This window comes from Aeromonas dhakensis (genome assembly GCF_002285935.1).
Lineage (GTDB): Bacteria > Pseudomonadota > Gammaproteobacteria > Enterobacterales > Aeromonadaceae > Aeromonas > Aeromonas dhakensis.
Genome location: NZ_CP023141.1, coordinates 4,353,133 through 4,379,018, shown reverse-complemented (window position 1 = coordinate 4,379,018; position 25,886 = coordinate 4,353,133). Strand labels below are relative to the sequence as shown.

General features: G+C 64.0%; 18 protein-coding genes. 9 read left to right on the top strand and 9 right to left on the bottom strand.

Annotated features, from left to right (window positions below; genetic code table 11):
• Positions 1-12 precede the first annotated feature (12 nt).
• The 5 genes from accA (at position 13) to pdxY (ending at position 8,104) form a co-directional block, all read left to right on the top strand.
• Positions 13-963, top strand: a complete 951-nt coding sequence (accA, locus tag CK627_RS20190) for an acetyl-CoA carboxylase carboxyl transferase subunit alpha (RefSeq protein ID WP_005303428.1) — start codon at positions 13-15, stop codon at positions 961-963.
• Between the two features lie 400 nt (positions 964-1,363).
• Positions 1,364-2,890, top strand: a complete 1,527-nt coding sequence (gene cadC / locus CK627_RS20185) for a lysine decarboxylation/transport transcriptional activator CadC (RefSeq protein WP_095593220.1) — start codon at positions 1,364-1,366, stop codon at positions 2,888-2,890.
• 734 nt (positions 2,891-3,624) lie between these two features.
• On the top strand, positions 3,625-4,959 hold the full coding sequence (gene cadB, locus CK627_RS20180) for a cadaverine/lysine antiporter (protein ID WP_017764129.1): 1,335 nt from the start codon (positions 3,625-3,627) through the stop codon (positions 4,957-4,959).
• 77 nt (positions 4,960-5,036) lie between these two features.
• The gene (locus CK627_RS20175; protein ID WP_095593549.1) at positions 5,037-7,169 is read left to right on the top strand and encodes a lysine decarboxylase CadA; all 2,133 of its coding nucleotides are present in this window, start codon (positions 5,037-5,039) and stop codon (positions 7,167-7,169) included.
• A 71-nt stretch (positions 7,170-7,240) separates the two neighbouring features.
• Positions 7,241-8,104 carry a pyridoxal kinase PdxY gene (pdxY, locus tag CK627_RS20170; protein ID WP_017781888.1) on the top strand — a complete coding sequence of 288 codons (864 nt, stop codon included), beginning with the start codon at positions 7,241-7,243 and terminating at the stop codon, positions 8,102-8,104.
• A gap of 7 nt (positions 8,105-8,111) precedes the next feature.
• Here pdxY and CK627_RS20165 read toward each other — a convergent pair whose 3' ends face one another.
• Both CK627_RS20165 and CK627_RS20160 read right to left on the bottom strand, forming a co-directional pair.
• Positions 8,112-9,530 carry an MATE family efflux transporter gene (locus CK627_RS20165; RefSeq protein WP_095593219.1) on the bottom strand — a complete coding sequence of 473 codons (1,419 nt, stop codon included), beginning with the start codon at positions 9,528-9,530 and terminating at the stop codon, positions 8,112-8,114.
• A 99-nt stretch (positions 9,531-9,629) separates the two neighbouring features.
• Entirely contained in the window at positions 9,630-10,544 is a 915-nt protein-coding gene (locus CK627_RS20160) for a LysR substrate-binding domain-containing protein (RefSeq protein ID WP_095593218.1), read from the bottom strand.
• 506 nt (positions 10,545-11,050) lie between these two features.
• Between CK627_RS20160 and CK627_RS20155 the strand changes: the two genes are divergently transcribed.
• Positions 11,051-12,346, top strand: coding sequence for an HAAAP family serine/threonine permease (locus CK627_RS20155; protein WP_167385396.1), 1,296 nt, complete (start codon positions 11,051-11,053; stop codon positions 12,344-12,346).
• A 176-nt stretch (positions 12,347-12,522) separates the two neighbouring features.
• Positions 12,523-13,803, top strand: a complete 1,281-nt coding sequence (gene yjeH, locus CK627_RS20150) for an L-methionine/branched-chain amino acid transporter (RefSeq protein ID WP_095593217.1) — start codon at positions 12,523-12,525, stop codon at positions 13,801-13,803.
• 40 nt (positions 13,804-13,843) lie between these two features.
• Here yjeH and CK627_RS20145 read toward each other — a convergent pair whose 3' ends face one another.
• From CK627_RS20145 to CK627_RS20130, 4 genes are all read right to left on the bottom strand, one after another.
• Positions 13,844-14,383 carry a GNAT family N-acetyltransferase gene (locus CK627_RS20145; RefSeq protein WP_095593216.1) on the bottom strand — a complete coding sequence of 180 codons (540 nt, stop codon included), beginning with the start codon at positions 14,381-14,383 and terminating at the stop codon, positions 13,844-13,846.
• A 72-nt stretch (positions 14,384-14,455) separates the two neighbouring features.
• Positions 14,456-16,189 carry an ABC-F family ATP-binding cassette domain-containing protein gene (locus tag CK627_RS20140; protein WP_095593215.1) on the bottom strand — a complete coding sequence of 578 codons (1,734 nt, stop codon included), beginning with the start codon at positions 16,187-16,189 and terminating at the stop codon, positions 14,456-14,458.
• A 363-nt stretch (positions 16,190-16,552) separates the two neighbouring features.
• Complete coding sequence (locus CK627_RS20135; protein ID WP_010634765.1) at positions 16,553-16,990, bottom strand: PliI family lysozyme inhibitor of I-type lysozyme; 438 nt, start codon at positions 16,988-16,990, stop codon at positions 16,553-16,555.
• 111 nt (positions 16,991-17,101) lie between these two features.
• Positions 17,102-19,132 carry a M13 family metallopeptidase gene (locus tag CK627_RS20130; protein WP_095593214.1) on the bottom strand — a complete coding sequence of 677 codons (2,031 nt, stop codon included), beginning with the start codon at positions 19,130-19,132 and terminating at the stop codon, positions 17,102-17,104.
• A 126-nt stretch (positions 19,133-19,258) separates the two neighbouring features.
• Between CK627_RS20130 and tilS the strand changes: the two genes are divergently transcribed.
• Positions 19,259-20,599, top strand: coding sequence for a tRNA lysidine(34) synthetase TilS (tilS, locus tag CK627_RS20125; protein ID WP_095593213.1), 1,341 nt, complete (start codon positions 19,259-19,261; stop codon positions 20,597-20,599).
• Between the two features lie 66 nt (positions 20,600-20,665).
• Here the strand turns inward: tilS and CK627_RS20120 are convergent, their stop codons facing one another.
• The gene (locus CK627_RS20120; RefSeq protein WP_095593212.1) at positions 20,666-21,586 is read right to left on the bottom strand and encodes a GGDEF domain-containing protein; all 921 of its coding nucleotides are present in this window, start codon (positions 21,584-21,586) and stop codon (positions 20,666-20,668) included.
• Between the two features lie 100 nt (positions 21,587-21,686).
• Here CK627_RS20120 and CK627_RS20115 point away from each other — a divergent pair, with 100 nt between their 5' ends.
• Positions 21,687-23,639, top strand: a complete 1,953-nt coding sequence (locus tag CK627_RS20115; RefSeq protein WP_095593211.1) for a cation:proton antiporter domain-containing protein — start codon at positions 21,687-21,689, stop codon at positions 23,637-23,639.
• Between the two features lie 66 nt (positions 23,640-23,705).
• Here CK627_RS20115 and CK627_RS20110 read toward each other — a convergent pair whose 3' ends face one another.
• Positions 23,706-24,851, bottom strand: coding sequence for a patatin-like phospholipase family protein (locus CK627_RS20110; protein ID WP_024941010.1), 1,146 nt, complete (start codon positions 24,849-24,851; stop codon positions 23,706-23,708).
• Between the two features lie 120 nt (positions 24,852-24,971).
• Positions 24,972-25,841, bottom strand: a complete 870-nt coding sequence (locus tag CK627_RS20105) for an alpha/beta hydrolase (protein WP_167385395.1) — start codon at positions 25,839-25,841, stop codon at positions 24,972-24,974.
• Positions 25,842-25,886 lie beyond the last annotated feature (45 nt).

The following is a 25,886-nucleotide window of genomic DNA, read 5'->3' as shown; positions in this document are numbered from 1 at the left end:
TCTATAGTCCCTATGAGTCTTTTTCTGGATTTTGAACAGCCGATCGCCGAGTTGCAGGCACAGATCGATGAACTGCGCCATGTGAGCGAGCACAACAGTGCCGTGGATCTGAGCGAAGATATTCGTCGGCTGGAGAAGAAAAACGAAGAGCTGACCAAGAAGATCTTCGGCGATCTGGGCGCCTGGCAGGTGTCACAGATGGCGCGTCATCCACAGCGCCCCTATACCCTCGACTACATCGAGCACATCTTCACCGATTTCGACGAGCTGGCCGGCGATCGCGCCTATGCCGATGACAAGGCCATCGTCGGTGGCATCGCCCGTCTGGACGGCGAGCCTGTGATGGTCATCGGCCACCAGAAGGGGCGCGAGACCAAGGAGAAGATCAAGCGCAACTTCGGCATGCCGCGCCCGGAAGGGTACCGCAAGGCCCTGCGCCTGATGGAGATGGCCGAGCGCTTCAAGATGCCGATCATCACCTTCATCGACACCCCGGGCGCCTACCCGGGCGTCGGTGCCGAGGAGCGTGGCCAGTCCGAAGCGATTGCCCGCAACCTGAAAGTGATGGCCGGTCTGACCGTGCCGGTGGTCTGCACCGTGATCGGTGAAGGCGGCTCCGGCGGCGCCCTGGCCATCGGTGTCGGCGATCGCGTCAACATGCTGCAGTACTCCACCTACTCCGTCATCTCGCCGGAAGGGTGTGCCTCCATCCTGTGGAAGAGCGCCGACAAGGCACCGGTGGCTGCCGATGCCATGGGCATCACTGCCCAGCGTCTGAAAGAGCTCAAGCTCATCGACAACATCGTCGAGGAGCCGCTCGGCGGCGCCCACCGCAATGTGGAGAAGATGGCCAAGCACCTGAAAGACCGCATCCAGCAGGATCTCAACGCCCTGCGTCCCCTCGACAACGAGCAGCTGCTGGAGCAGCGCTACCAGCGTCTGCTGGGCTACGGCTACTGCTGAGCCCGGTCGGGAACAAATGGATGACGAAAGGCCCTCGCACTGCGGGGGCCTTTTTTTTTATGGCGGCAGGGGGCCTGTCGGCAGGGAAAAATCCTGTCCATATGGATACCTGTTGGCACGATGTTTGCCAAAACCCCCATGTTGGATCAATTCAGCGGCGATTTGTGGCCAAAAAAAGTGGGATCCCACTCCCGTTTTGCTTAAAGTGACCCTTTCCGATCGACCCGATCGGCATGCCCGCAAGGACGCTCTGCGGACGTAAACAGGCCAGCCCGGCCTGACTCACAGGAATGTTCACCCTGCCGGCGGCACTGCCTTTTGCAGCGCCCTGCTGCCCGTTCAGCCGCCCGGTGTTACGTCACTCTCATCTTGCATCGTCTCCATCTGCAGCGAGTGAATCATGAGCGAATCGGTTTTTGAGATCCACGACTGGACCCTGAGCGTCGACGACAATATGCTCTGTCGCCCCGACCGCGAGGTCTACCTCGAGCCCCGGCTGGTCAATCTGTTGCGCTTCCTGGCGAGCAACGCCGGCACAGTGTTCGGGCGCGACTGCCTGATCAACGAGGTCTGGGACGGTGCAGAGGTGACCGATCAGGTGGTCACCCAATCCATTTTCGAGCTGCGCAAGATCCTCAAGGATGGCCGCAACGACGCCGCCGACTACATAGTCACGGTGCCCAAGCGCGGCTACAAGCTGGTGGCGCCGGTGCGGCCGCAGCAGGTGGTCTCGGTGGTGATGGCAGGCGAGCAGGAGAGCGTCAATACCCTCCGGCCGCCGCTCGCGGTGCCAGTCATCGATGAAGAAGAGGAGCAGGCCAACGTCACCCCCTTCCCGGCCGGTCCGCTGACCCGCGCCGTCACCACCCATGCCAGGGAGGGGGGCAGCCGCTGGAAACTGGTGGGGTTCGATATCTTCGTGGTGGCGATCCTGGTCGCCCTGGTCAGCCTGCTCAGCTATCAGCACGCCAGCCCCCAGGTGCACTCCATGCTGGATCCCGAGCTGCTGGTGTTTCGCTTTCACTCCGGCATGGATGGCAGCAACGAGAACGTGCGCCTCGCCGACGGCATCACCCGCGCCCTGATGGGGGAGGTGGCCGCCGCCACGCCGCTGCGGGTGCAGTACGGTGCCAACACCCTGATGGGGGGCATCCTGCCCGGCAAGGAGCTGAGCGTGCGGGTCTCCCGCCAGCCGGGGGGCACCTATCTCGATCTGGAGTACCGCAACATCAACACCAACCGGGTGCTGTTCAGCCACCAGTACCAGCTCAGCCGCCACAACGTGCACGGGGTGTTGCAGGCGAGCAGCCGGGATCTGCTGAGCGTCCTCAATCAGCCCGACGCGCAGCCTGGCATGGGCTGGCCCACCGATGACGGCGCCTTGATGGCCATGATGGAGGCGCACTACTACATCAACAGCCAGGATCCGGTGGCCCTCAAGCGTGGCGTCGAGCTGCTCGACCAGTCGCTGACCAGCCAGCCGGATCAGCCGCTGCTGCTGGCGGAGCGCTATCTGGCCGGGGAGGCGCTGGCAACCCTGACGGGCACCCCCCAGAGCGACCGGTTGCAGCAGATAGGTGCTCACCTGGCCCGGGTGGTTCAGAGCCAGCCTGTGCAGCCGGCCCGGGTGTGGGAGGCGCTGACCCTGCAGGCCATTCTGGGCGGCCAGCAGCAGGAGGCCAACCGCCTGCTGGGTGAGGCTGGCAGCCGGGGCCGCTCGGTGCTCTATCACATATTGCGCGGCAAGCTGGCGGAGCTGGATGGCCACCCGGAAGCGGCGGGGGATGCCTACAGCCAGGCTTTCCTGATGGAGGCGACCGAGCAGACCTACCTGCTCTGCCAGCAGCTCGGCTTCTACAGCAACATGGAAACCCTCACCCCGGCGCTGTTCAACGCCCTGGGCCAGAGCAAGGTCAAGCTGTTCTGAACGGCGCCGGCCGCGCTCTGCTCCACCGATCGCAGGCCGCCCACGGGCGGCCTGCGTGTTTCTTGCCCTCCCATGGGCACTCGGGCTTGCTCTTCTATCCCTATCCCTATCCCTGACTCGTAGCAACGACTGGCCATGGCAGGCCTGTGGCTGCGCCATCCCCCTGTTCCATCCTCTGCTGATAAAGCCCCGGCCGCCATTTGCAGCTGCAGCCTGTCGATGCCGACAACCGTGACTGTCGCCCCGGCGACCTGGCCGCCTTAGTCGATATCGCACCGGGTCATCGCCTCGCCCGTTTGGTGTGTGGGGGCTGTTATGCCGGTCAGGTGGGCCCCGGGTCGTGCAAAGCGAGCGGTGCAATGAAGGGCGGTGAGGGGAAAAGGGGGTCGCTTTGGCATATGCAGTTCGGGGGAGAGGAGGTTGTTGGCCCAACTGCACCGCAGCGGGTCATCAGAAAATTATCAAGGTGGTTCGGGTGGCACCGGGTGGTCTCATCAAGGGGGGCGACGGATATCAAGGTTTTATCAAGATGCTTGCGGCGCCTTCAGTCAACCTGCTGTTTTAACTCTGTTTTTATCAGCTTCGACGGGCAGGCTGAAAAAGTTTGCTCATGTTTTTATCCCTTAGCGGGACTTTATGTTTTCCGGGGCGCAGAGGCCTAGTCTGTGGCCATTGATTGGCGGAAGGCTCCGCCAAGCGTGTGTTTGATGCCTTAATATCGACCCGGAGATTTTATGTCCCTAGATACGAGCAAGAAGATCGGCCTTGTCGCCTGTACAGGTGTAGTGGCCGGCAACATGATGGGGAGCGGTATCGCGCTGCTGCCCTCGGCCCTGGCCACCATAGGTTCCATCTCTGTGTTCAGCTGGGCCATCTGCCTGGTCGGCGCCATGGGGCTGGCCTTCGTGTTCGCCCGCCTCGCCACCAAGAACCCGCAGGAGGGCGGCCCCATCGCCTATGCCGGCGAGATCTCTCCGGTGTTCGGCTTCCAGACCGGTGTGCTCTACTACCATGCCAACTGGATCGGCAACCTGGCCATCGCCATCACCGGCGTCTCCTACCTCTCCGTCTTCTTCCCGATCCTCAACAGCCCGATCCCGGCCGCCGCGGCCACCATCGCCGCCGTCTGGATCTTCACCCTGGTCAACCTGCTGGGCGGCAGCTGGGTGAGCCGGCTCTGTACCCTGGGTCTGGTGCTGATCCTGCTGCCGGTGGTGGGCACCGCCTTGGTGGGTTGGGGTCACTTCGACAGCGCCGTCTACAGCCAGAACTGGAACACCACCAGCGGCAGCGACCTGCATGCGGTCATCAGCGCCGTGCTGATCTGCCTCTGGTCCTTCGTGGGGGTAGAGTCTGCCGCCGTCTCCTCCGGCATGGTGAAGAATCCCAAGCGCACCGTACCGCTCGCCACCATGCTGGGCACCGGTATTGCGGGGGTCATCTACATCCTCTCCACCCAGGTGATCAGCGGCATGTTCCCGGCCGGTGAAGTGGCGGCCTCCGGCGCGCCGTTTGCCATGGCCTCCTCCGTCATCTTCGGCAACTGGTCCGCACCGTTCGTCTCCGCCTTCACCGCCCTGGCCTGCTTCACCTCGCTGGGCTCCTGGATGATGCTGGTGGGCGAGGCGGGCAAGCGCGCCGCCCACGACGGCAACTTCCCGAAAATCTACGGCGAAGTGGACAAGAACGGCGTCGCCAAGAAGGGTCTGATCCTGGGCTCCCTCAAGATGACTGCGCTGATGATTGGCCTGACCGCCTTCACCTCCCAGTCCGCCCACGCGGCCGATCTCTTCAACGTGCTGACCACAGATGCGGTGCTGCTGACCATGCTGCCCTACTTCTACTCCAGCATTAACCTCATTCGCTTCGAGGGCATGACCTCCCGCAGCATCGGCGCCATGATCTTCTCCGGTGTGGCCTGCGTCTTCTGCCTGATTGCCCTGATGGGGGCCAAGGGTTCCAACCTCACAGCAACCTTCGTGGTGTCGCTCATCATCCTGATGTTCTACGCCAAAAAACTGGGCCTGCGTCAGCACGATGCCCTGCTGAGCGAACAGCCCAGCAACTGATTTCCCCTTTTATCTTCCGAGCGCTCTTCACTCACCATCCCTGATGGAGAGCGCCCTCTTACGTGTGGAGCATCAAGATGAACATCATTGCCATCCTCAACCACCTCGGCGTTTTCTTTAAAGAAGAACCCATTCGTCAGCTGCAAGCCTCCCTCGAGCGCAAGGGTTTCGAGGTCGTCTATCCGGTCGATGTGGCCGACTTGCTGAAACTCATCGAGAAGAACCCCCGCGTTTGCGGCGCCATCTTCGACTGGGACAAATACTCCCTGGGTCTGTGCAAGGAGATCCACGATCGCAACGAGAAGCTGCCGATCTTCGCCTTCGCCAACGACCAGTCCACCCTGGACATTCACCTGACCGACCTGCGCCTGAACGTGCACTTCTTCGAGTACCGTCTCGGCATGGCCGACGATATCGCCCTCAAGATGGGTCAGGCCACGAGTGAGTACCAGGACGCCATCCTGCCGCCGTTCACCAAGGCGCTGTTCAAGTACGTGGAAGAGGGCAAGTACACCTTCTGTACTCCGGGTCACATGGGCGGTACCGCCTTCCAGATGAGCCCCGCCGGCAGCATCTTCTATGACTTCTACGGCCCGAACGCCTTCAAGGCCGACGTCTCCATCTCCATGCCGGAGCTGGGCTCCCTGCTGGACCACTCAGGCCCGCACAAGGAAGCCGAGGAGTACATCGCCCGTACTTTCAACGCCGATCGCTCCTACATCGTCACCAACGGCACCTCCACCGCCAACAAGATTGTCGGCATGTACTCGGCGCCGGCTGGCAGCACCGTGCTGGTGGATCGCAACTGCCACAAGTCGCTCACTCACCTGATGATGATGAACGACGTGACCCCGCTCTACTTCCGTCCGACCCGCAACGCCTACGGCATTCTGGGTGGCATCCCGCAGAGCGAATTCAGCCGCGACACCATCGCCGCTAAGGTGGCCGCCACCCCGGGCGCCCAGGCGCCGCGCTACGCCGTGATCACCAACTCCACCTATGACGGTCTGCTCTACAACACCGGCTTCATCAAGGAGGCGCTGGACACCCCCTACATCCACTTCGACAGTGCCTGGGTGCCCTACACCAACTTCAGCCCGATCTACGAAGGCAAGTGCGGCATGAGCGGCGAAGCCATGCCGGGCAAGGTGTTCTACGAAACCCAGTCCACCCACAAGCTGCTGGCGGCCTTCTCCCAGGCGTCGATGATCCACATCAAGGGTGACGTGGAGGAAGAGACCTTCAACGAAGCCTTCATGATGCACACCTCCACCTCGCCGCAGTACGGCATAGTGGCTTCCACCGAGATCTCCGCAGCCATGATGCGGGGCAACACCGGCAAGCGGCTGATCAAGGACTCCATCGATCGCGCCATCTCTTTCCGCAAAGAGATCAAGCGCCTGCGCGAGCAGAGCGAAGGCTGGTTCTTCGACGTATGGCAGCCGGACGACATCGACACCGTCGAGTGCTGGAAGCTGGATCCGAAGGATGACTGGCACGGCTTCAAGGACATTGACGACGATCACATGTACCTGGATCCCATCAAGGTGACCCTGCTGACCCCGGGCATGGGCCGTGATGGCCAGCTGCTGGAGAGCGGTATCCCGGCCTCCCTGGTCTCCAAGTTCCTGGACGAACGCGGCATCGTGGTGGAGAAGACCGGCCCCTACAACCTGCTGTTCCTCTTCTCCATCGGTATCGATCAGTCCAAGGCGATGCAGCTGCTGCGTGCCCTGACCGAGTTCAAGCGCGGCTACGACCTGAACCTGACCATCAAGAGCATTCTGCCGAGCCTCTATCGTGAAGACCCGAGCTTCTACGAAGGGATGCGCATCCAGGAGCTGGCCCAGCGCATTCACGAGCTGACCAGCAAGTACCGTCTGCCGGAGCTGATGTTCAAGGCGTTCGACGTGCTGCCCGAGATGAAGATGACCCCGCACGCCGCCTGGCAGCAGGAGCTGGCCGGCAACGTGGTGGAAGTGCCGCTGCGCGACATGGTGGACCGCATCAGCGCCAACATGATCCTGCCCTACCCGCCGGGAGTACCGCTGGTGCTGCCGGGCGAGATGGTGACCCAGGATTCCCTGCCGGTGCTCGAGTTCCTCGAGATGCTGTGCGAGATCGGTGCCCACTACCCGGGCTTCGAGACCGACATCCACGGCCTCTATCGTCAGGCCGATGGCAGCTACACCGTCAAGGTGCTGCGCTAATCACAGTGACAACAACGGGCCGCAAGGCCCGTTTTTCCCATCTGGGTTCATCCATTTTTTTGCGAGTCAGCATGAAGCGAGTTCTCTCCATCCAGTCCCACGTGGTGTTCGGCTGCGCCGGCAACAGCGCCGCCGTGTTTCCCATGCGCCGCATGGGGCTGGAGGTGTGGCCCGTCAACACGGTGCAATTTTCCAACCATACCCAGTACAGCGCCGGCTGGCAGGGGATGGTGATGCCAAACGGCCATATCCGCCAGCTGATGGCGGGGCTGGCCGACATCGGCGTACTGGGGCAGTGCGATGCGATCCTGAGCGGCTATCTCGGCTCGGCCGAGCAGGGGGAGGAGATCCTGGCGGCGGTGGCCCACCTCAAGGCGCTCAATCCGCATGCCCGTTATTTTTGCGACCCCGTGATGGGTCATCCCGACAAGGGGTGTATCGTCGCGCCCGGCGTCGCCGATTTTTTGAAAAACCGCGCGCTGGCCTGCGCCGACCTGCTGGCCCCCAATCTGCTGGAGCTGGAGCAGCTGACCGGCCGCGAGATCTGCAATCTGAGCGAGGCGCTGGCCGCCTGTCAGCAACTGCGTGACGGGGGCGTCGAGCTGGTGATGGTCAAGCATCTGGGCCGCGCCGGCTTGAGCCTGGACCGGTTCGAAATGCTGCTGGTGTGCGAAGAGGGGGCGTTTCATATCTCGCGCCCCCTTTATGAGTTTCAACGTCAGCCCATCGGGGTGGGGGATCTGCTGAGCGCGACCATGCTGGCCAACCTGCTGGCGGGCTTTACGCCGGTGGCGGCGTTCGAGCGCACCAATGCCAGCGTGGACATGGTGCTGGCCCAGACCTGGCTGGCGGGCGCCTACGAGCTGCAGCTGGTGGCCGCCCAGCAGGCGCTGGTCGAGCCCGAGATCCGCACCTGCGCCAGCCGGCTGGGTTAGCCGTGCATCAACCTGCGCGCCGTGCCAGCGTGACCTGCTGACGGGCAAGCGCCTTGGGCGAGCGCCTGGTGTGCGGGGCGCACGCCAGCTTGAGCTGGTGCCACTCGCGCCACAGCAACCAGCACAGTGGCAGGGTCAGCAGCAGCACAGTGGTGGGCTGGGCCAGCAGCACGCCGTCGCGGCCCCACCAGAGCGGCAGCATGAAGATCAGCGGCAGCAGCAGCAGGGTCTTGGCGATGGAGATGAACAGCGCCTGACGGGTGCGCGCCATGGATTGCAGCAGCACGATGCCGAACATGATGACCCCCTCCAGCGGAATGGCGCCGAGATTGAGGGTCAGGCTGCTGATGGCGGCCGCGAGCAGCTCGCCATCCTGATCGCCGGTGTAGAGCATGGCCACCTGGCGCGGCAGCAGCTGGATCAGCAGCCAGACCGCCAGACCGTAGACGAGCGTGATCTTGAGCCCCATCTCCATCAGGAACTTGAGATCGCGGTAGCGCTTGGCGCCGGCCGCCTGGCTGACCAGCGGCTGGATGCCGAAGGCCAGCCCCTGCAGAATGACGATGAACACCGCCTCTGTGTAGCCGGCCACTGTGAAGCCCGCCAGATCCTTGACCGAGCCGTGCACCATCAGCTGGCTGTTGTGCAGCATCAGCAGCAGGCCGAGGTTGAATTGGGCGATCAGGCTCGGCAGACCGGTGAACAGCAGGTTGGGCATGGCCGGCAAGCTGGGCATCAGCTGGCGCCATTCCAGTCGCAATCTGGCGTGACGGGTAAAGAAGTAACCCAGGCCCAGCAGGCTGACCACCCCTTCCGAGATGAGGGTGGCCTGAGCCGTACCGATGAGTCCCAGCCCCAGCCGGCCAACCATGATGTAGTTGAGGATGATGTTGAGGATGGCGCCGCCGCTGACCAGCAGCATGGCGAGCCGCGGCCGGCCGTCGTTGCGCAGCAGATAGGGGACCGCCAGGTTGCAGGCTAGCAGCAGGGTGCCGCCGCCGATCCAGTAGAGGTAGTCGCTGGCCTGTTGCCAGGTGTCGGTGCCCTGCTCGATGCCCAGTGCCAGCAGGATGTCGATGTGCCAGTAGTGCAGCAGCAGCGGTGCCACCGTGCCCAGCCCCGCCAGCAGCCAGAGCGCATTGACCAGTGCCTGGCGGGCCAGCCCGGTGTTCCTGGCGCCCTGCTGGAAGGAGATGGCGGTGGCCGCCCCCATGCTGATCATGGCGGCAAGGCCGATCAGCACCATGATGACCGGGTAGACCAGGTTGATGCCGGCGAGGCCGGCGGCCCCCACGTAGTGGCCGACGAAGATGCCATCGACCAGGTAGTAGGCGCCGGATACCAGCATGGCCATGACGGAGGGGAGGGCATAGCCCCAGAAACGGCGGGTCATCGCCCGCTGGCGCAGAGTGAAATAGGCAGACATATCTGTTCTCTTGGGGAGTTCGATTATCGAGCAGACAGTCTAGATTAATATTGTTTTTGCGATAATCCGGGTTCTACTTGAAGGATTGATGAGCAATATTCAGTAATTGGTCGGCTGATAGTGGGCTTTCAGCATGTCGATGAGAGCCCGCAAGCCGCTGCCCAGCTGATGCCGGCTGGGATAGAAGAGATAAAAACCGGCAAAGGTGGGGCACCAGGGCTCCAGCACGGTGAGCAGTTTCCCCTGGGCCACTTTTTGGCTCACTTCCTCTTCCAGACAGTAGGCCAGCCCCAGCCCCGCCTCGGCCGCCCCCAGATAGAGGGCCGGCGTGCTGGTGGTGAGCGGGCCCGTCACCTCTATCTCCAGCAGGGAACCCTCCTCCCCGGCGAAGGCCCAGCGGTAGTGATGGGAGGGGGTGAGCCGGTAGCCGATGCAGGCGTGGCGTGACAGCTCGCGAGGGTGCTGTGGTGTGCCGTGTTCGGCCAGATAGGCGGGGGAGGCCACCACCAGATAGCGCTGGGGCGGCCCGAGCGGTACTCCGATCATCTCCTTGGGCAGCAGATCGCCGTAGAAGAGGGCGGCGTCATAGCCATCCTCGATGAGGCGCGGCATCAGCTCCTGTTCCACCACCTCCACCTGCATGCGCGGGTAGCGCACCAGGTAATCGATCAACACCGGGGCCAGCAGGTCGTCGATGGCCCCGCGCGGTGCACAGATCTTCAGCCGTCCCACCGGCTCGTCGCTGTGACGGGTCAACTCGCCCAGTGCGTTCTCCAGATGGTTCAGGGTCGGCAGCAGCTGGGTCAGCAGCCGCTGGCCCGCCTCGGTGGGCACCACGGCGCGGGTGCTGCGGTTGAGCAGCCGTACCCCCAGCCGGGTCTCCAGCCCTTTCAGGCTGTGGCTCAGGGCGGATGCCGAGACCCCGAGTTCGAGGGCGGCCTTGCTGAAGCTCTGGTGACGGGCGACGGCGGCAAACACCGCCAGTTCGGCGAGGTCGGTACGGGTGATGGCCATATTAATTCAGCGGAAAAATGTTGAACAACAGGGTACGCCAGGGCGGGGCAAGGCACAACGTGGCCAACAAACAGACATATGTAGCGAAATTGTTGTACCCATAAGGATATAGATACGGGTGAAACCACCGCTATTTGTTAACGGCTGTTCACAAAATTGGGCTCGAAACGTGATCTCTGACGCCAGAAAGACGATTCCAATCAAACTTTGGTTGATTAATTCAAAAAAACACTGTGATCGCTAAGGGGATTTAATTAGAGTCAGCTCATCGAAACAAAGGCGTGTTAGTGAGTTGTAAAAGCTGACGCGTTTGCGGCCCTCGGGCCCACTCCCCACCGGTCTGTTTGTTGCAATTTGGTTGTTACATGGAGTGATGACCAGTTTGCCGGAGCGATGGGAATGAGAATAAACAGGGATGAACTGCAGGCGTTCCAGGGAAATGGGACAGGGCATTGCGCCCGGTTGACTAGATATTTTCTATTTTCCTTGATGACAGGAACACCCCTATGTCTGACATGAACATTGCAGTAGAAGGCAACTTAGCCAGTAATGCATCTTCCCGTGGCATCAACAAGGCCGATGTGGTCTGGATGCTGGGTCTGTACGGTACCGCCATCGGTGCCGGTGTGCTCTTCCTGCCGATCAACGCCGGTGTAGGTGGCCTGTGGCCGCTGGTTGCCATGCTGATCCTGGCCCTGCCGTTGACCTTCTTCGCCCACCGTGGCCTGACCCGCTTCGTGCTGTCCGGCTCCACCCGTGACGGCGACATCACCGAAGTAGTAGAAGAGCACTTCGGCAAGACCGCAGGCAAGTTCATCACCCTGCTCTACTTCTTTGCCATCTACCCGATCGTGCTGATGTACTCGGTCGCCATCACCAACACAGTCGAGAGCCTGATTGTTCACCAGCTGGGCATGACTGCACCTCCCCGTGCCGTGCTGTCACTGGCGCTGATCCTGGGTCTGATGGCAGTTGTTCGTCTGGGTGGCCAGGTCATCGTCAAAGCGATGAGCGTGCTGGTATTCCCGTTCGTGATCACCCTGATGGGCCTGGCGCTCTACCTGATCCCGCACTGGAATGGTGCCATCATCACCGAAGCCCCGGCGCTGGGTGATGCCTTCAACGGCGATTTCATCAAGACCCTGTGGCTGGCCATCCCGGTCATGGTGTTCTCCTTCAACCACTCCCCGATCATCTCCTCCTTCGCGGTGGACAACAAGGGTCGCTACGGTGAAGGTGCCGAGAAGAAGTGCAGCAACATCCTGCTGGGCGCCCACGTCATGATGGTGATGACCGTTATGTTCTTCGTATTCAGCTGTGTACTGAGCCTCTCTCCGGCTGACCTGGCTGCTGCCAAGGAACAGAACATCTCCATCCTGTCCTACCTGGCCAACCACTTCGACAACCCGGTCATCGCCACCGTGGCTCCGCTGATCGCCATGGTTGCCATCAGCAAATCCTTCTTGGGTCACTACCTGGGGGCGCAAGAGGGCATGAATGGCCTGATGGCCAAGGCGCTGCGCGAGAAGGGCAAGAACGTTGACATCAAGCAACTGAACAAAGTGACTGCCGTGTTCATGATCCTGACCACCTGGGCCATCGCCACCATCAACCCGAGCATCCTCGGCATGATTGAAGACCTGGGCGGCCCCATCATCGCAATGCTGCTGTTCCTGATGCCGATGTACGCCATCACCAAGGTGCCGGCCATGCGCAAATACGCTGGCAACATCAGCAACGGCTTCGTGACCATCATCGGCCTGATCGCCATGTCCGGTATCATCTACAAGCTGATTGCCTGATAACTCCGGTTACCCGCTTGAATGAAGAAGCCGCCTCGCAAGAGGCGGCTTTTTTATGGCCGTTGTCCAGGGCTACGGCCTTGCATAAAACCGGGCATATTCTCGCCGCCGCCCTTAACAAAGGGGCGGGGCAGGCCTAACATGGCGGGATGTTTTTCTAGACAGGACAAAAGGATATGTCTGGGTTGAAAAAGGATCTCGGGCTCTGGCAGGGGATGGGGTTGCTCGCCACCTCGCTGCTCGGCACCGGGATCTTCGTGGTACCGGCGACCGCCGCCTCGCTGGCGGGTGGGGCTTCGCTCTGGGCCTGGTTGCTGCTGATTGCGCTGGTGCTGCCCATCGCCTTTACCTTCGCTCGCCTCGGCCGCCGCTACCCCCACGCCGGCGGCGCGCCTCACCTGATTGGCCTCGCCTTTGGCAATGGCGCCGAACGCTTCTCCGCCTTCCTGTTTCTGGCCGTGCTGCCGGTGGGCCTGCCCGCCGCCCTGATGATCGCCGCCGGCTTCTGGCACGCCCTGTTCGATCTGGGGAAGTGGACTCTGTGGGGTATCCAGCTGCTCACCCTGCTCGGGGTCTTTCTGCTGGGGCTGCGCGGGGCGCGCTCCTCCGGCAACCTGCAGCTGCTGATCGCGCTCGCCATTTTGGGGCTCACCCTGCTTATCTGGTTCAAGGGGGATATCAGCTGGCGCGATGCCGCCCGGCCGCTGCCGACGACGGAGGTGTGGCCCGCCATGGCCACCGCGCTGGCGGTGATGTTCTGGTGTTTCGTCGGGCTCGAGGCCTTCGCCCACATGGGGGAGGAGTTCAAGCGACCGGAGCGGGATTACCCTGTCGCCCTGCTTGGCGGGGTGCTGCTGGCGGGGCTCATCTACTGGGTGCACTCGCTGGTGGTGCTCAAATACGGCCTCTACGGCGATGAGGCGACCAACGCCACCGCCATTCCGGCCCTGCTCTCCCTGCTGTTCGGCCCCACCGCCAAGTGGCTGGTGGCGGTGCTCGGCTACCTCTCCTGCTTTGCCAGCATCAACATCTACATTCAGGGCTTTGCGAGGCTTATCTGGAGCATGGCGCGCGAAGGCAAACTACCCCCCTCGCTGGCGGTGCTTACCGCTCGGGGAGCGCCGCTGCGGGCGCTCGGTCTGGTACTGCTCATCTGCCTGCTCTGCATCACCCTCATCATCTGGTTGCGACTGCCGCTCGATGAGCTGATCCGCTACGCCAACGGCAACTTCGTGCTGGTCTACCTGCTCTGCATGGCGGCGGGCTGGCGCCTGCTCGGCGGGGTGGGCAAGGGGCTGGCAGGGATAAGCGTGCTGCTCTGCGCCCTGGTGCTGGTGGCGCTCGCTTCCCAGGTGCTCTATGCCGTCGTGCTCAGTCTGGTGTATGGCTGCCTCTCGTTATGGCGGCGCAGAGGTCGCCGCTCGGCGCCAGATGATCGTGTCTGCGCCATCAAGTAACCCGACAAAAGCCCCGCAGTGCGGGGCTTTTTGTTGCTGGTCAGATGCTGGCAGGCAGGTCGCTGCGCAAGATGGCGTAGTGGCGCAGGGAGATGAAACCATCCCCCTTGCGTTCGCACTCCCGCGCGGTGCCCTCGTAGTGAAAACCGGCCCGCTCCAGCAGGCGAGCGGAGGGGCGGTTGGGCTCCTCCACCACCGCCAGCAACCGGTGCAGCGCTGTGGTGCGGTAAGTGAGCGGCAGCCACAGTTGCAGCGCCGCACTCATCACCCCCTTGCCCCAATGCTCGGGATAGAGCCAGTAGCCCAGCTCGGCCCGCCGGTGCTCAGGGTCGGCATCGTTGTAGCCGATGGCGCCGAGCGGTTCGCCCGTGTGCCGGTCACGAATGAGGTGCCAGGCGCCGCGGCCGGTGCGGGTCAGCTCGGCATACCAATCCATCTGGGCCTGGCACGCCGTCAGGCTGTCGTAGCTGACGCCGTAGTAGGCGACGACCCGTGGGTCGGAGAGGCCGCGGTAGATGTGGGGCAGGTCGGCGTCGCTGACCGGATCCAGCCTGATGTGGGGTTGTTGCGTTGATGTCATGGTGGCTCCTTGCGGCCAACCTGAGTTGGCCGCGTGAGTTGAGTGATAAAGGATGGATGATGCTGGCTGGCGTCAGGCAAAGCCGAGCAGGTCGGCAAGGCGCTCCAGCTCGTCACGCCACAGCTGCTGAAGGCGCGGGGTCTGGTGCCTGGGCTTGCGGGCCAGATCGGCGGCGAGCAGGGCATCGAGCTCATACCAGCGTGCCAGCAGTGCCTCTTCGTCATGTGTCTGGCCGGCCGGGGCCTGCCCCATGGCGGGGGCGGCCAGGCTTGCCTTGTCTGCTGCCGGCAAGGGCGGGTTGCCCAGCAGCTCGGCATAGGCGCGCTCGGCACTGTGAGCCTCCTGGATGCGCCCATCCTTTATCAGCCAGAAGCGGTTGCAGCTGCGCTCGATCAGCTCCCGGTCGTGGGAGACCAGCAGCACGCCGCCCGGGAAGGCGGCAATGGCCTCGGCCAGCTCCTCCTTGCCCGCCAGATCCAGGTGGTTGGTGGGCTCGTCGAGCCAGAGCATGTGGTGGCTGCCGAGGGACAGGGCGAGAAACAGCAGCCGTGCCCGCTCGCCCCCGCTCAAGGTGTGCACCTGTTGGCCGTGGCGGGCATAGGGGAAGCCCGCCCGGATCAGCGCCTGCCGCCGTGCCCCTTCAGGTAGAGGGGCCAGCGGGTAGAGGGCGTCGCTCAGGGTAGCGTCGTCCGCCAGCTGCTGCAGGGACTGATCGTAATAGGCGATGCTGGCGCTGGGGTGGCAGTACCAGCCAGCCTGCGGGCTCTGCGCGGCCAGCTCTCGCCAGCACTGGCGCAGCAGGGAGGACTTGCCGGTGCCGTTGGCTCCGAGCAGGGCGACCCTGTCACCCGCCCGCAGCCAGAGCCCTTCGGCCCGCAGCAGCGGCGGTAGTGCCGGCGCCGGTGCCACATCGAGGGCCTCCAGCCGCAGCAGGGTGTCGGCGGGCAGGCTCAGTCCGCGCAGCTCGAGCCGCCAGGGGGCCAGCGCCGCGACCTGGCTTTGCTCCTCCTGCAGGCGGGCGATGCGTCTTTCCATGGACTTGGCCTGGCGCACCAGCTTCTCGTTGTCATGCTCCCGCCCCCAGATGGCGAGGCGTTTGCTGCTGGCGCTCAGGCGGTCGATCTCCTTTTGCTCGTCTGCCCGGCGCAGGCGGGCCTGCTCATCCTCGGCGGCCAGTGCCGCCCGTGCCTGGCTGCAGGGCAGGGCGAAGCGGTGCAACTGACCATCGCGCAGGATCAGGGTCTGCTCGGTGACCCGGTCCAGCAGGCGACCGTCGTGGGAGACCAGCACGAAGGCGCCGCGCCAGCCCAGCAGAAACTGCTCGAGCCAGAGCAGGGCGGGTAAGTCCAGATGGTTGCTGGGCTCATCGAGCAGCAGCAGGTTGGGTTGGCGCAGCAGGGCACGGCCAATCTGCAGCCGGCTGTGCTGGCCGCCGCTCAGCGCACTGACCGGCAGCGTGGCCTGGGCCTCCAGCTGCAGTTCGGCCAGCAGCTTGTCCACCTGCCATTCGGCGCTAGGGTCGTTGCCCAGCGCATCCAGCAGCACGGCGCGGGTGCTGAGGGTTGAAAGCCTGGCTGGCAGTTGCTGGGCCACGAACTCGCAGCGGCAGGCGGCAGCCTGCACGACCCGGCCGGCCTGGGGCGTGCGCTCGCCCGCCAGCAGCGCCAGCAATGTGCTCTTGCCGCAGCCGTTGGCACCAATCAGGCCGAGCCGGTCGCCTGCGCGGATGCCAAGTTCGAGATGGTCAAATAACGGAAGGTGCCCCGCACTCATCTGCAGGGAATGGGTACTCATCAGGGTTGTCATGCTCTTGCTCTCTTAAATCGCGGGATCGAAGATCCCTGTCATCAGGAGCGCTGGCGACAACGGCAGAGTCGAGAAAGGTCTCGGTATGGAAGGGAGTCGGCTTTGCTCGAACCCGCTATCGCAGCGCGATGGTATGCAGGCAAGAGCAGGCGAATGTGCCGAACAGGCGAGCCGAGAACATCGGACACGCTTGGATAACCATTTTTTACCTCCTTGTGTTTCGTTATGGCACGGTGCGGCGATTATAAGCGCAGAAAAAATAACCGTCTATCCATGGCGGTGCCTGTGGATGAGGCGGGAAGGCGCTTTGTCAGCGGCGGGACAAAAAAACGCCCCGCTGGGCGGGGCGTGGTGATGGGGATGTCAGTCGCGGGGGGTCTTGAGGGCCTCAATCACATCGTCATTGGGGGCCAGCCCCTCCACGTGATTGAAGTTCTCCACCCCCTCCTGTGGGTTGAGGGTGAAGGCGTCGGCGCTCAGATAGCTGCCGCTGCCGGCACTCTCGACCACGACGATGAGCTCGGGCTGCTTGTCGCCATTGAGATCCAGCAGCTTGAGCTCCTTGATGCTGCCATCGCGCGGCAGCACCTTGCCGTCGATGAACTGATCCAGCGGGAACTGGGGGTTGGCGCCAGAGTAGAGGCGTACGTCGTAGCTGCCGGTGGAGGCCGGTTCGCCGCGCCCTTCGCTGACGGTCACTACCTGGCCTGAGGGGAGCGTCAGCTGTTTGAAGAACCCGTCCGCCGCCTGGCTGGCGAGGGGCAGGGTGAGCAGGCCGAGTGTCATGAGCAAGGCTTTCATCGGTTTGACCCTTGTTACTGCGGCGGCGGTTGCCCGCCACCTGTGTCACTGTGCGAACCGGCCTGGCAGTCCCCGCCGGTTCGCGTCATCCGCCCCTCAGCGGGGCCGTCATTACCAGATCTTGACCCGTTTGGCCGGGTCCAGATAGAGCTTGTCACCCGGCTGGATGTTGAACGCCTCGTAGAAGGCGGGGATGTTCGGCACCACGCCGTTGACCCGGTACTCGGGCGGCGAGTGGGGATCCGAGGCGAGCAGCATCTGCATCAGCTCGGGGCGATACATGCCCTTCCACACCTGAGCCCAGCCGAGGAAGAAGCGCTGCTCGCCGGTGAAGCCGTCCAGCACCGGGGCCTCCTTGCCATCCAGCGACAGCAGGTAGGCCTTGTGGGCGATGGTGAGGCCGCCCAGATCGCCGATGTTCTCCCCCAGGGTGAACTGGCCGTTGACGAACTGCCCCGCGATGGGTTCGAAGCGGTTGTACTGGGCCACCAGTCGGCTGGTGCGGAAGCGAAACTCCTTGAGATCGGTTGGCGTCCACCAGTCGCGCATCACGCCGTCACCGTCGGATTTGGCGCCCTGATCATCAAAACCGTGACCCATCTCGTGACCGATCACCCCGCCGATGGCGCCGTAGTTGACCGCATCATCCGCCTGCATGTCGAAGAAGGGGGGCTGCAGGATGGCGGCCGGGAAGACGATCTCGTTGTTGCTCGGGTTGTAGTAGGCGTTCACCGTCTGCGGCGACATGTGCCACTCGTCTCTGTCCACCGGCTTGCCGAGGCGCGCCAGGTTGTCGGCGTATTCGAAGGCGCGGGCGCGCTGCAGGTTGCCCACCAGATCGTCGGCGCGGATCGCGATGGCGCTGTAATCCTTCCACTTGTCCGGGTAGCCGATCTTGGGGCGGAACTTGGCGAGTTTCTCTTTGGCCTGGGCCTTGGTGGCTGGCGACATCCAGTCCAGCTCCTCGATGCTCTGGCCGTAGGCGGTGCGCAGGTTCTCCACCAGCTGCTCCATGCGGGCCTTGGCCTGGGGCGGGAAGTAGCGCTCCACGTAGAGCTTGCCGACAGCCTCACTCAGGTGATCGTCCAGCACGCCGAGGGCCCGCTCCCAGGGGGCGCGCTGCTTGGGCGTGCCGCTCAGGGTGGTGCCGAAGAAGGCAAAATTTTGGGCATCGGTCTGGCTGTCGAGGTAGGGGGCGTAATCGGTGATGAGCTGCCACTTGAGGTAGGCTTGCCAGTCACCGATCGGGGTCTGCTTCATCACCTCGTTCAGGGCCGCGAGATAGCTCGGCTGGCCGATGACCAGGCTCTGCTGACCGGCGAGGCCGGCCTGGCTCAGGTAGGCGTCCCAGTTGATGGCGGGGGCGAGGCGTTTGAGCTCGCTCTGGGGCCCCTTGTTGTAGTTCTTCTCCCGATCCCGCAGGGTGACGTTGTCCCACTGGATCTTGGCGAGTTTGCTCTCGAGGGCCAGCACCCGCTTGGCCTTGGCGGCGGCATCCGGCTCGCCGAAGCGACCCAGCATGGTGGCGATGTGCTGCTCGTATTTCTTGAGCAGCGCCTGGCTGGCGGCATCCGTCTTGAGGTAGTAGTCCCGATCCGGCAGGCTGAGGCCGGCCTGGTAGAGGTAGACCGCATAGCTGTCCGGGGCCTTGGCGTCGGCGTCTATCCAGAAGCCGAAGGGGGCGCCGCCGCCGTTGCGACCGCTCTGGGCGAAGGCGCGGGCCAGATCCTGGCTGCTCTTGATCTGCTCGATCTCGCTCAGCATCGGCAGCAGGGGAGCAGTACCCTTGGCATCCCGGGTCGCCTGATCCAGATAGCTGTGGTAAAGATCGCGGATCTGCTGGGCCTGGGTGCCGGCGGCGGCCTTGCCATCCAGCCCTTCCACCAGCACCCGCACGTCCGCCAGGGACTTGTCCCGCAGCAGGTAGAAGGCGCCGTCGGCGGGCCTGTCGTCCGGGATCTTGGCAGTGGTCAGCCAGTGGCCGTTCACGTAGCGGAAGAAGTCATCGCCGGGTTTGACGCTGGTGTCCATGTTGGCCAGCGCGAGGCCTGAGTGCTTGTTGCTGGTATCCGGCGCCTGACTGCAGCCTGCCAGCAGGGCCAGCCCGATGAGGCCGGCCAGTATGCTTTTCTTATTGTTCATTTTTTGATTCCAATTCGGGTTATACGGCTTCCTTGCCCACGCAGGGAGCGATTCACTCTAGCAGTCGGGTTAGCGCTTGATAAGCCCGACTCTGCTAAGATCCGCCTGGTCGTATTGGGGAAGCCTATGATTTCTTGTATTTATTCTCGCTTTTGTCAGACCCTGCCCGCGCCGGAAGGTTCCCGCGGCCTGCTGGTGGCCTTCAGCGGCGGGCTCGACTCCACCGTGCTGCTGGTGCTGGCGGCCCGCTTCGCTCACGCCCACGGCCTTGCCCTGCGCGCCCTGCACGTCCATCACGGCCTGAGCCCACATGCCGACGAGTGGGTGGACCACTGCGAAGGGGTGTGTCAGCAACTGGCGGTGCCGCTGCTGGTCGAGCGGGTGCAGTTGCAGCGGGGCAGCGGCGACAGCCTGGAGGCGCAGGCGCGGGAGGCCCGCTATCAGGCCCTCGCCGCTCAGCTGGGGGAGGGGGAGTGGCTGCTCACCGCCCACCATCAGGATGATCAGCTGGAGACCCTGCTGCTGGCGCTCAAGCGCGGCGCCGGTCTGCGCGGGCTGGCGGGCATGGTGCCGAGCCAGCCCTTTGCCGGCGGCCTGCTGCTGCGCCCGCTGCTCGAGGTGAGCCGGGCCGAGCTGGCCGAGGCGGCGGCCAGCCTCCCCTATGGCTGGGTGGAGGATGAGAGCAACCAGGATGTGAGTTATGACCGCAACTTCCTGCGCCAGCTGCTCATTCCCCAGCTCAAGGCCCGCTGGCCCGCCATGGCCCAGACGGCGGCGCGCAGCATGGCCCTGTGCGCCGAACAGGAGGCGCTGCTGGAGGAGCTGGCCGAGGCCGACTGGCGGCTGGCGGCGGCAGGAGAGGCGCTGCAGATCACACCGCTGCAGGCCCTGTCAGGCACCCGGCGCAACAACCTGCTGCGTTACTGGATCCGCCGCCAGGGAGGCGAGATGCCCTCTCGCGAGCAGCTCGGCCTGCTCTGGCAGGAGGTGGCGCTGGCGCGGGAAGACGCCAATCCCCAGCTCAACTGGGGGGAGCAGAGCTGCCGCCGCTTTCAGGGCCGGCTTCACCTGGTGCGACCCGGGTTGCAACCTCGTCACGAGCAGCTGGCGTTGAGGGTGGGGGAGACGCTGATCCTGCCGGACGGGCTCGGCGAGGTGCGACTGATCTCGCGGACGGAGGGCGAAGGGCTGCGGCTGCCAGGGGTGGACGAGCCGTTGTCGGTACGCTTCGGGGTGGCCGCCGGCAGCATGCTCAAGCCGGTGGGGCGCGGCGGCAGCCGGCGCCTCAAGAAGCTGCTGCAGGAGTATGGGGTGCCCTCCTGGCAGCGCGGCCGCATTCCCATCCTCTATTACGGAGAACAGGTGGCGGCGGTGGGCGAGCTGTTCCTCTGTGACGGATTTATGACGCAGGAGCCTGGCCTGGCCTGGCACTGGCTGCCGGCGGCGGCCTGTCAGCCCCCGCTGTAATCCTCTCTGCAGCAAACGGACAAGGCCGGCATATGCCGGCCTTGTCGTATTCAGCGGCTTGCCGCTTCAGTCCAGCAGGCCGGCCTTGCCCGCCTTCTTGCGGGCGTAGAGGTGGGCATCGGCCGCTTCGTACAGGCTGTGCACGTCCACCCCGGACTGCCAGCTGGCGGCCCCCAGGCTGCAGCCGACCGAGAAGGTGCTGAGCTCCTTGTGAGTCAGCAACATGTGCTGTAGACGCAGCCAGACCGGGCGCCAGGCCTCGGGCTCGGCGGGTTGCAGCAGCAGGGCGAACTCATCGCCGCCGAGGCGAAACGCCTGATCCGTGCTGCGGATGCAGTGGGTCAGCAGCTGGGCGAAGCGGCTCAGCACCAGATCGCCCACCGGGTGACCCCAGGTGTCGTTGATCTGCTTGAAGCGGTCGAGATCCAGCAGCACCAGCACCAGGCCGTGGGACTCCCGGCTGTGCTGCTCCACCGCGCGGCCGATGGCCTCGTCGAAGTAGGAGCGGTTGCCGAGTCCGGTCAGGTGATCGAGCCGCACCTGCAGCTCCAGCTGTGACAGGCGCAGATAGAGGGGCAGCGGCAGGCTGAGCAGCTGATGATACTGCTGCAGCACCCGTTGCTGACTGCCGCTCAGGGCGTGTTCGAGGGTGTAGTGCAGCTGGCCCAGCAGCTGGCCATGCTGGCCGCGCAGCTCGAACGGGTAGCTGTGTAGGGTCAGGCTGGCCTGGGGCGGATGCTGGATCAGGGTATGCGGTTGGCCGCAGTCGAAGTGCAGGCTGTGGATCCGGACAATTCTTGCCGCACGATCGGCAAAAGTTGCCAGCAGGCTGCCCAGATCCGTCTGCACCAGCAACTGCTCGAGCAGCTGGTTGCGATCCTGGCTTGCCAGCGGCGTGAGCCGCTCCATCTGGCGAACCCACTGCTCGATGCCATGTCCCAAACCGCTCAATGATGATGTGTTTTCCACGGTACAGCCCTCAAACAACCTACTTCCTGCTGCTTACCTGCAATACCTGTGCCCAAAATATGTTCGATGCGAACAAGGGCGGCTGGCTAGGCTTAAGTAGATAAAAAAGGAGGAAATATTGTACGCAGACGTATTGATCCTGCTGCTTGCCGCCGTCCTGCTGGTGGCGATTTTCCGGCGCCTTGGCCAGCCGGTGATCCTCGCCTACCTGCTCGCCGGGGTCGTGCTCGGCCCCCATGGCGCTGCCGTGATCACCGGCCAGTCGATCATGCAGACCATCGCCGAGCTCGGTATCGTCTTTCTGATGTTTTCGCTCGGCCTCGAGTTCTCGCTGCCCCGGCTCATCGCCATGCGCCGACTGGTGATCGGGGTCGGTGGCCTGCAGGTGTTGCTCACCTCCCTGTTGTTCTTTGCCATCGCCTGGTGGTGGGGCTTGAGTCTGGCCCAGGCGCTGGTGGTGTCGGGCACCCTGGCGCTCTCCTCCACCGCCGTGGTGATCAAGCAGTTGGGGGATCAGAAGCAGCTGCATACCCGCCGTGCCCAGCTCGGGGTGAGCGTGCTGCTGTTTCAGGATCTGGCGGTAGTGCCGCTGTTGGTGATGATCCCCATTCTGGCCCGGCCGGAGATCCAGGGCAGCGCCCTGCTGGCGGAGATCGCCTGGGCCACCCTCAAGGGGCTGTTTGCCTTGCTGAGCCTGCTGGCGGTGGGCAAGTGGCTGCTGCCGCTGCTGTTTCACGAGGTGGCGCGGGCTCGCTCCGACGAGCTGTTCGTGCTGAGCACCCTGCTGGTGGCGCTGCTGGCCGCCTTGCTCACCCAGTGGATGGGTCTCTCCATGGCGTTGGGGGCCTTTCTGGCAGGCATGATGCTGGGGGAATCCCACTACCGTCACCAGCTGGAGGTGGACATCCGGCCGTTTCGGGACGTGTTGATGGGGCTCTTCTTCATCACCATCGGCATGACCATGGACTGGCAGCGGGTGGCGCTGGATTGGTGGCTGGTGGCGCTGAGCGTGCCGGCCCTCATCCTGTTCAAGTCGCTGCTGGTGCTGCTGGCCGGCCGGCTGATGGGGGAGCGCAAGCGCGACGCCATGGCGGCGGGGATCATGTTGAGCCAGGTAGGGGAGTTCGGCTTCGTGCTGCTGGCACTGGCCAATCACCACGGTCTGCTCGATCACCGGCTGGTCTCTTTGCTCATCGGGATCGGGGTCACCTCCATCGCCATGACCCCCTGGCTGGTGCAACAGGCTCACCAGCTGGCCCGCTCCCTCACCGATCCGGCCCTGCTCACCCGCTCCGAAGTGGCCCAGTCGGGCCTGAGCAAGAGCCAGCACGTGATCATCGCGGGCTTTGGCCGGGCCGGCCAGACCTGCGCCCGCTTTCTCAAGCAGGAGGAGATCCCCTTCCTGGCGCTGGATCTCGACCCAGAGCGGGTGAGCGAGGCCAAGTCGGCGGGGGAACAGGTGGCATTTGGCGATGCCAGCCGGCGCGACATCCTGCTGGCCGCAGGCCTGCTGCGGGCCCGGCTGGTGATCATCACCTTTGACGATCCCAAGCGGGTGGAGGCCATGCTGGCGCTCATCAGGGAGCTGGCGGGGGAGGTGAAGGTGCTGGTGCGCACCCGCGATGACAGCTTCCTGGAGGCGTTCAAGCGGGCGGGGGCCTTCGAGGTGATCCCCGAATCCCAGGAGGGGGCCCTGATGCTGGTTTCCCACCTGCTGCTCAACTGCGACATCCCCATTGGCCGGGTGATCCGGCGCATGGAGCACGAACGCAGCAACCAGTATCGCTTCCTGCACGGCTTCTATTGGGGAGATCAAAGCGCCGGCAACCTGGAGACGGATCAGCTGCTCGAGCGGCTGCACCCCGTGCTGCTGCACGAGCAGGCCTGGGCGGTGGGGCGCAGCGTGCAGGCGCTGGGGGTCGATGCGGTGCGGATCAGGGAGGTGCAGCGGGGCACACAGCGGCTGGAGCCCAGACCCGAACTGGTGCTGGCGACGGGGGATAAGCTGGTGCTGTTTGGCAATGCGGTGGCGGTGGAGCAGGCGGAGCAGCGCCTGCTGGAGGGGCGCTGATCCCTGAGCCCATGTTGCACCAGCCCTGCTGCCAATGCCGTCCCCGCTTCCCTTGAATGCTCCGGCTCAGGCCTCGACCCGTACCGCCTCCTCTAGCCCCAGAAACTGTTCGACCCGCTGGCGCTCGTTCAGGGTATCCAGGTAGCCCAGCTTGATCAGCTGCTGGCAGTAGCCGGGATAGAACATCAGGAAACTGGCCAGGCTGCTGGTCTCGTCCCCCGTCACCCCCAGCACCCGCAGCAGGCGGCGCAGATGCACCGGCAGCTTGCGCAGATAGGCCAGCGCCAGCAGGTCGAGATCTTGGCTTGGCTTGAGCACGCAGGTCTCCACCCGTTTGAGTTTCAACCGGTTGCGCTCCCGCTCCGGGATGAGATCCAGGGTCTGGTTGATGCGCCACAGCCGCTCCAGATCCGAGTTGAGGGTATCGGTGAAGACGGTGTCCAGCAGGTGGCTGGCGATGTTGGAGCTGGTCAGGTGGCCATGGTGAAAGGTGGGGGCCGTGTGCGCCGGTGGATCCAGGGTGATCAGCAGGATCCGCTCTGCCCCCAGGTGGATGGCGGGACTGAGCGGGCTCAGCTGATGGATGGAGCCGTCGCCGTAGAACTTCTCGCCGATGTGGGTGGCCGGGAAGACGAACGGCAGCGCCGAGGAGGCGAGCAGGTGATCCGAGGTGAGCAGGGTGCGCAGCCCGCGCCGTCTGGCCCGCTCCCACGGCAGGTGTTCCGCTCGCCCCTGAAAGAAGGTAGTGGAGAGGCCGTCGTCGTAGTCGGAGGCGGTGATGGCCAGCGCCTCCAGGCTGCCGTAGAGGATGTTGTCGTCGATGCGGTGATAGTCGATGAGCTGATCCAGCAGGCGGCGCAGCGGCGCGTTGTCGAACAGGTGAAAGGCGTGGTTGGTATGGGGATTGACGAGCCCCGCCGAGCCCTCGTACATCAGTCGCCACAACAGGCGCCCCGGGTGAAAGTCGAAGATGTGGTGGGTCTCGAAACGGCGCCAGACCCACTCCAGCTTGCGCACTCCCAGATGAAAGCAGGAGGCGTAGCAGGCCAGTGCGGTGACATTGATGGCGCCGGCCGAGGTACCGCACAGGATGGGAAACGGAATGCCGAGATTGCGGGGATAGAACTCGGCGATCGCCTTGAGGGCGCCGACCTGGTAGGCGGCGCGGGCACCACCACCGGTCAATAGAAGAGCTGTGTTGGGTCTGGCCATGATACTGCGCCTTATGCATGCCACTGGGGGTGTTGCCACCGAGCAATTTAACTATAAGACGCTGTATCAAATATAAAAACAGGCTTGCCAACCATTTTTGCAGGCCCTTTTTGAGGCTGTTCAGTGGTTGCTCTGGGCGGCACTCAGCTGATCGAAGGCGGCGAAGGCCGGGGCACTGGCGAGGATGCGGCCGTGGCCGAGGCCGCGGGTGCTCACCAGCCGGGTGCGACCATCCTGGGTGGCGCGCAGGGAATCGTCGTGCGGGGCGAAGCGATCCTCCTCGTCGTGCACTATGATGGCAGGCCCGCTGCGGCCGGCGAGCCGCCCCAGCGGGTCGACCGTGCTCAAGGGGTGCTGGTACTCCTGCTCAATCTCCTTGACCACCGCATCGAACAGCCGGATGGAGTAGCCGGAGCGCGCCACCATGCCGTAGAGCTGGGGCACGTAGTCGAGCACCGGCGAGATGAGCAGCAGCGGCAGGGCATCCAGCTCGCGTCGACGGCTGGAGAGGGTGACGGCGCCCCCCATGCTGTGGGCGATGACACCCTGCAGCGGGCCGCACTCCGCCGTCATCTTCTCCACCAGTTCGTCGAAGGCACGCACGAAGCGGGGCAGGTGGCCGGTATGGCCGGCGCTGTGGCCGTGGGCCGGGTGATCGTAGGCAATGGCCGTGAAGCCCTGGGCCGCAATGTGGCTCATCAGCGGGTAGAACTGACTGGCGCTGCCTGACCAGCCGTGCATCAGCAGCCAGACCGGCCCCTGGCCGAGCCGGTAGCTCATCAGGGTGCCTTCGCTGGTGTGTACGGCCTGCTTGGCCAGTCCGGCCGGTGCCGAGTCATCCCGCTGGTTGCGCTGGGGGGTGAGCAGCAGCTTGCTGGCGGTACGCTTGGCATGAGCGGGGGCCAAGGTGTGATGCAAGCGGGTGCCAAGGCCGAGCAGCCATTTGCTCGGGCTGAAGCGGCGGGTGTTGAAGTAGATCTTGCTGCTCATGGTCATCCTGTGGTTTTTATGTGCGAACGGTCGTGCTTTTTTGTC

Bases quoted from the DNA above. Each gene is read 5' to 3' on its own strand.
- accA (WP_005303428.1), top strand. From the start codon at position 13: ATGAGTCTTTTTCTGGATTTTGAACAGCCGATCGCCGAGTTGCAGGCA.
- cadC (WP_095593220.1), top strand. From the start codon at position 1,364: ATGAGCGAATCGGTTTTTGAGATCCACGACTGGACCCTGAGCGTCGAC.
- cadB (WP_017764129.1), top strand. From the start codon at position 3,625: ATGTCCCTAGATACGAGCAAGAAGATCGGCCTTGTCGCCTGTACAGGT.
- CK627_RS20175 (WP_095593549.1), top strand. From the start codon at position 5,037: ATGAACATCATTGCCATCCTCAACCACCTCGGCGTTTTCTTTAAAGAA.
- pdxY (WP_017781888.1), top strand. From the start codon at position 7,241: ATGAAGCGAGTTCTCTCCATCCAGTCCCACGTGGTGTTCGGCTGCGCC.
- CK627_RS20165 (WP_095593219.1), bottom strand. From the start codon at position 9,530: ATGTCTGCCTATTTCACTCTGCGCCAGCGGGCGATGACCCGCCGTTTC.
- CK627_RS20160 (WP_095593218.1), bottom strand. From the start codon at position 10,544: ATGGCCATCACCCGTACCGACCTCGCCGAACTGGCGGTGTTTGCCGCC.
- CK627_RS20155 (WP_167385396.1), top strand. From the start codon at position 11,051: ATGTCTGACATGAACATTGCAGTAGAAGGCAACTTAGCCAGTAATGCA.
- yjeH (WP_095593217.1), top strand. From the start codon at position 12,523: ATGTCTGGGTTGAAAAAGGATCTCGGGCTCTGGCAGGGGATGGGGTTG.
- CK627_RS20145 (WP_095593216.1), bottom strand. From the start codon at position 14,383: ATGACATCAACGCAACAACCCCACATCAGGCTGGATCCGGTCAGCGAC.
- CK627_RS20140 (WP_095593215.1), bottom strand. From the start codon at position 16,189: ATGACAACCCTGATGAGTACCCATTCCCTGCAGATGAGTGCGGGGCAC.
- CK627_RS20135 (WP_010634765.1), bottom strand. From the start codon at position 16,990: ATGAAAGCCTTGCTCATGACACTCGGCCTGCTCACCCTGCCCCTCGCC.
- CK627_RS20130 (WP_095593214.1), bottom strand. From the start codon at position 19,132: ATGAACAATAAGAAAAGCATACTGGCCGGCCTCATCGGGCTGGCCCTG.
- tilS (WP_095593213.1), top strand. From the start codon at position 19,259: ATGATTTCTTGTATTTATTCTCGCTTTTGTCAGACCCTGCCCGCGCCG.
- CK627_RS20110 (WP_024941010.1), bottom strand. From the start codon at position 24,851: ATGGCCAGACCCAACACAGCTCTTCTATTGACCGGTGGTGGTGCCCGC.
- CK627_RS20105 (WP_167385395.1), bottom strand. From the start codon at position 25,841: ATGAGCAGCAAGATCTACTTCAACACCCGCCGCTTCAGCCCGAGCAAA.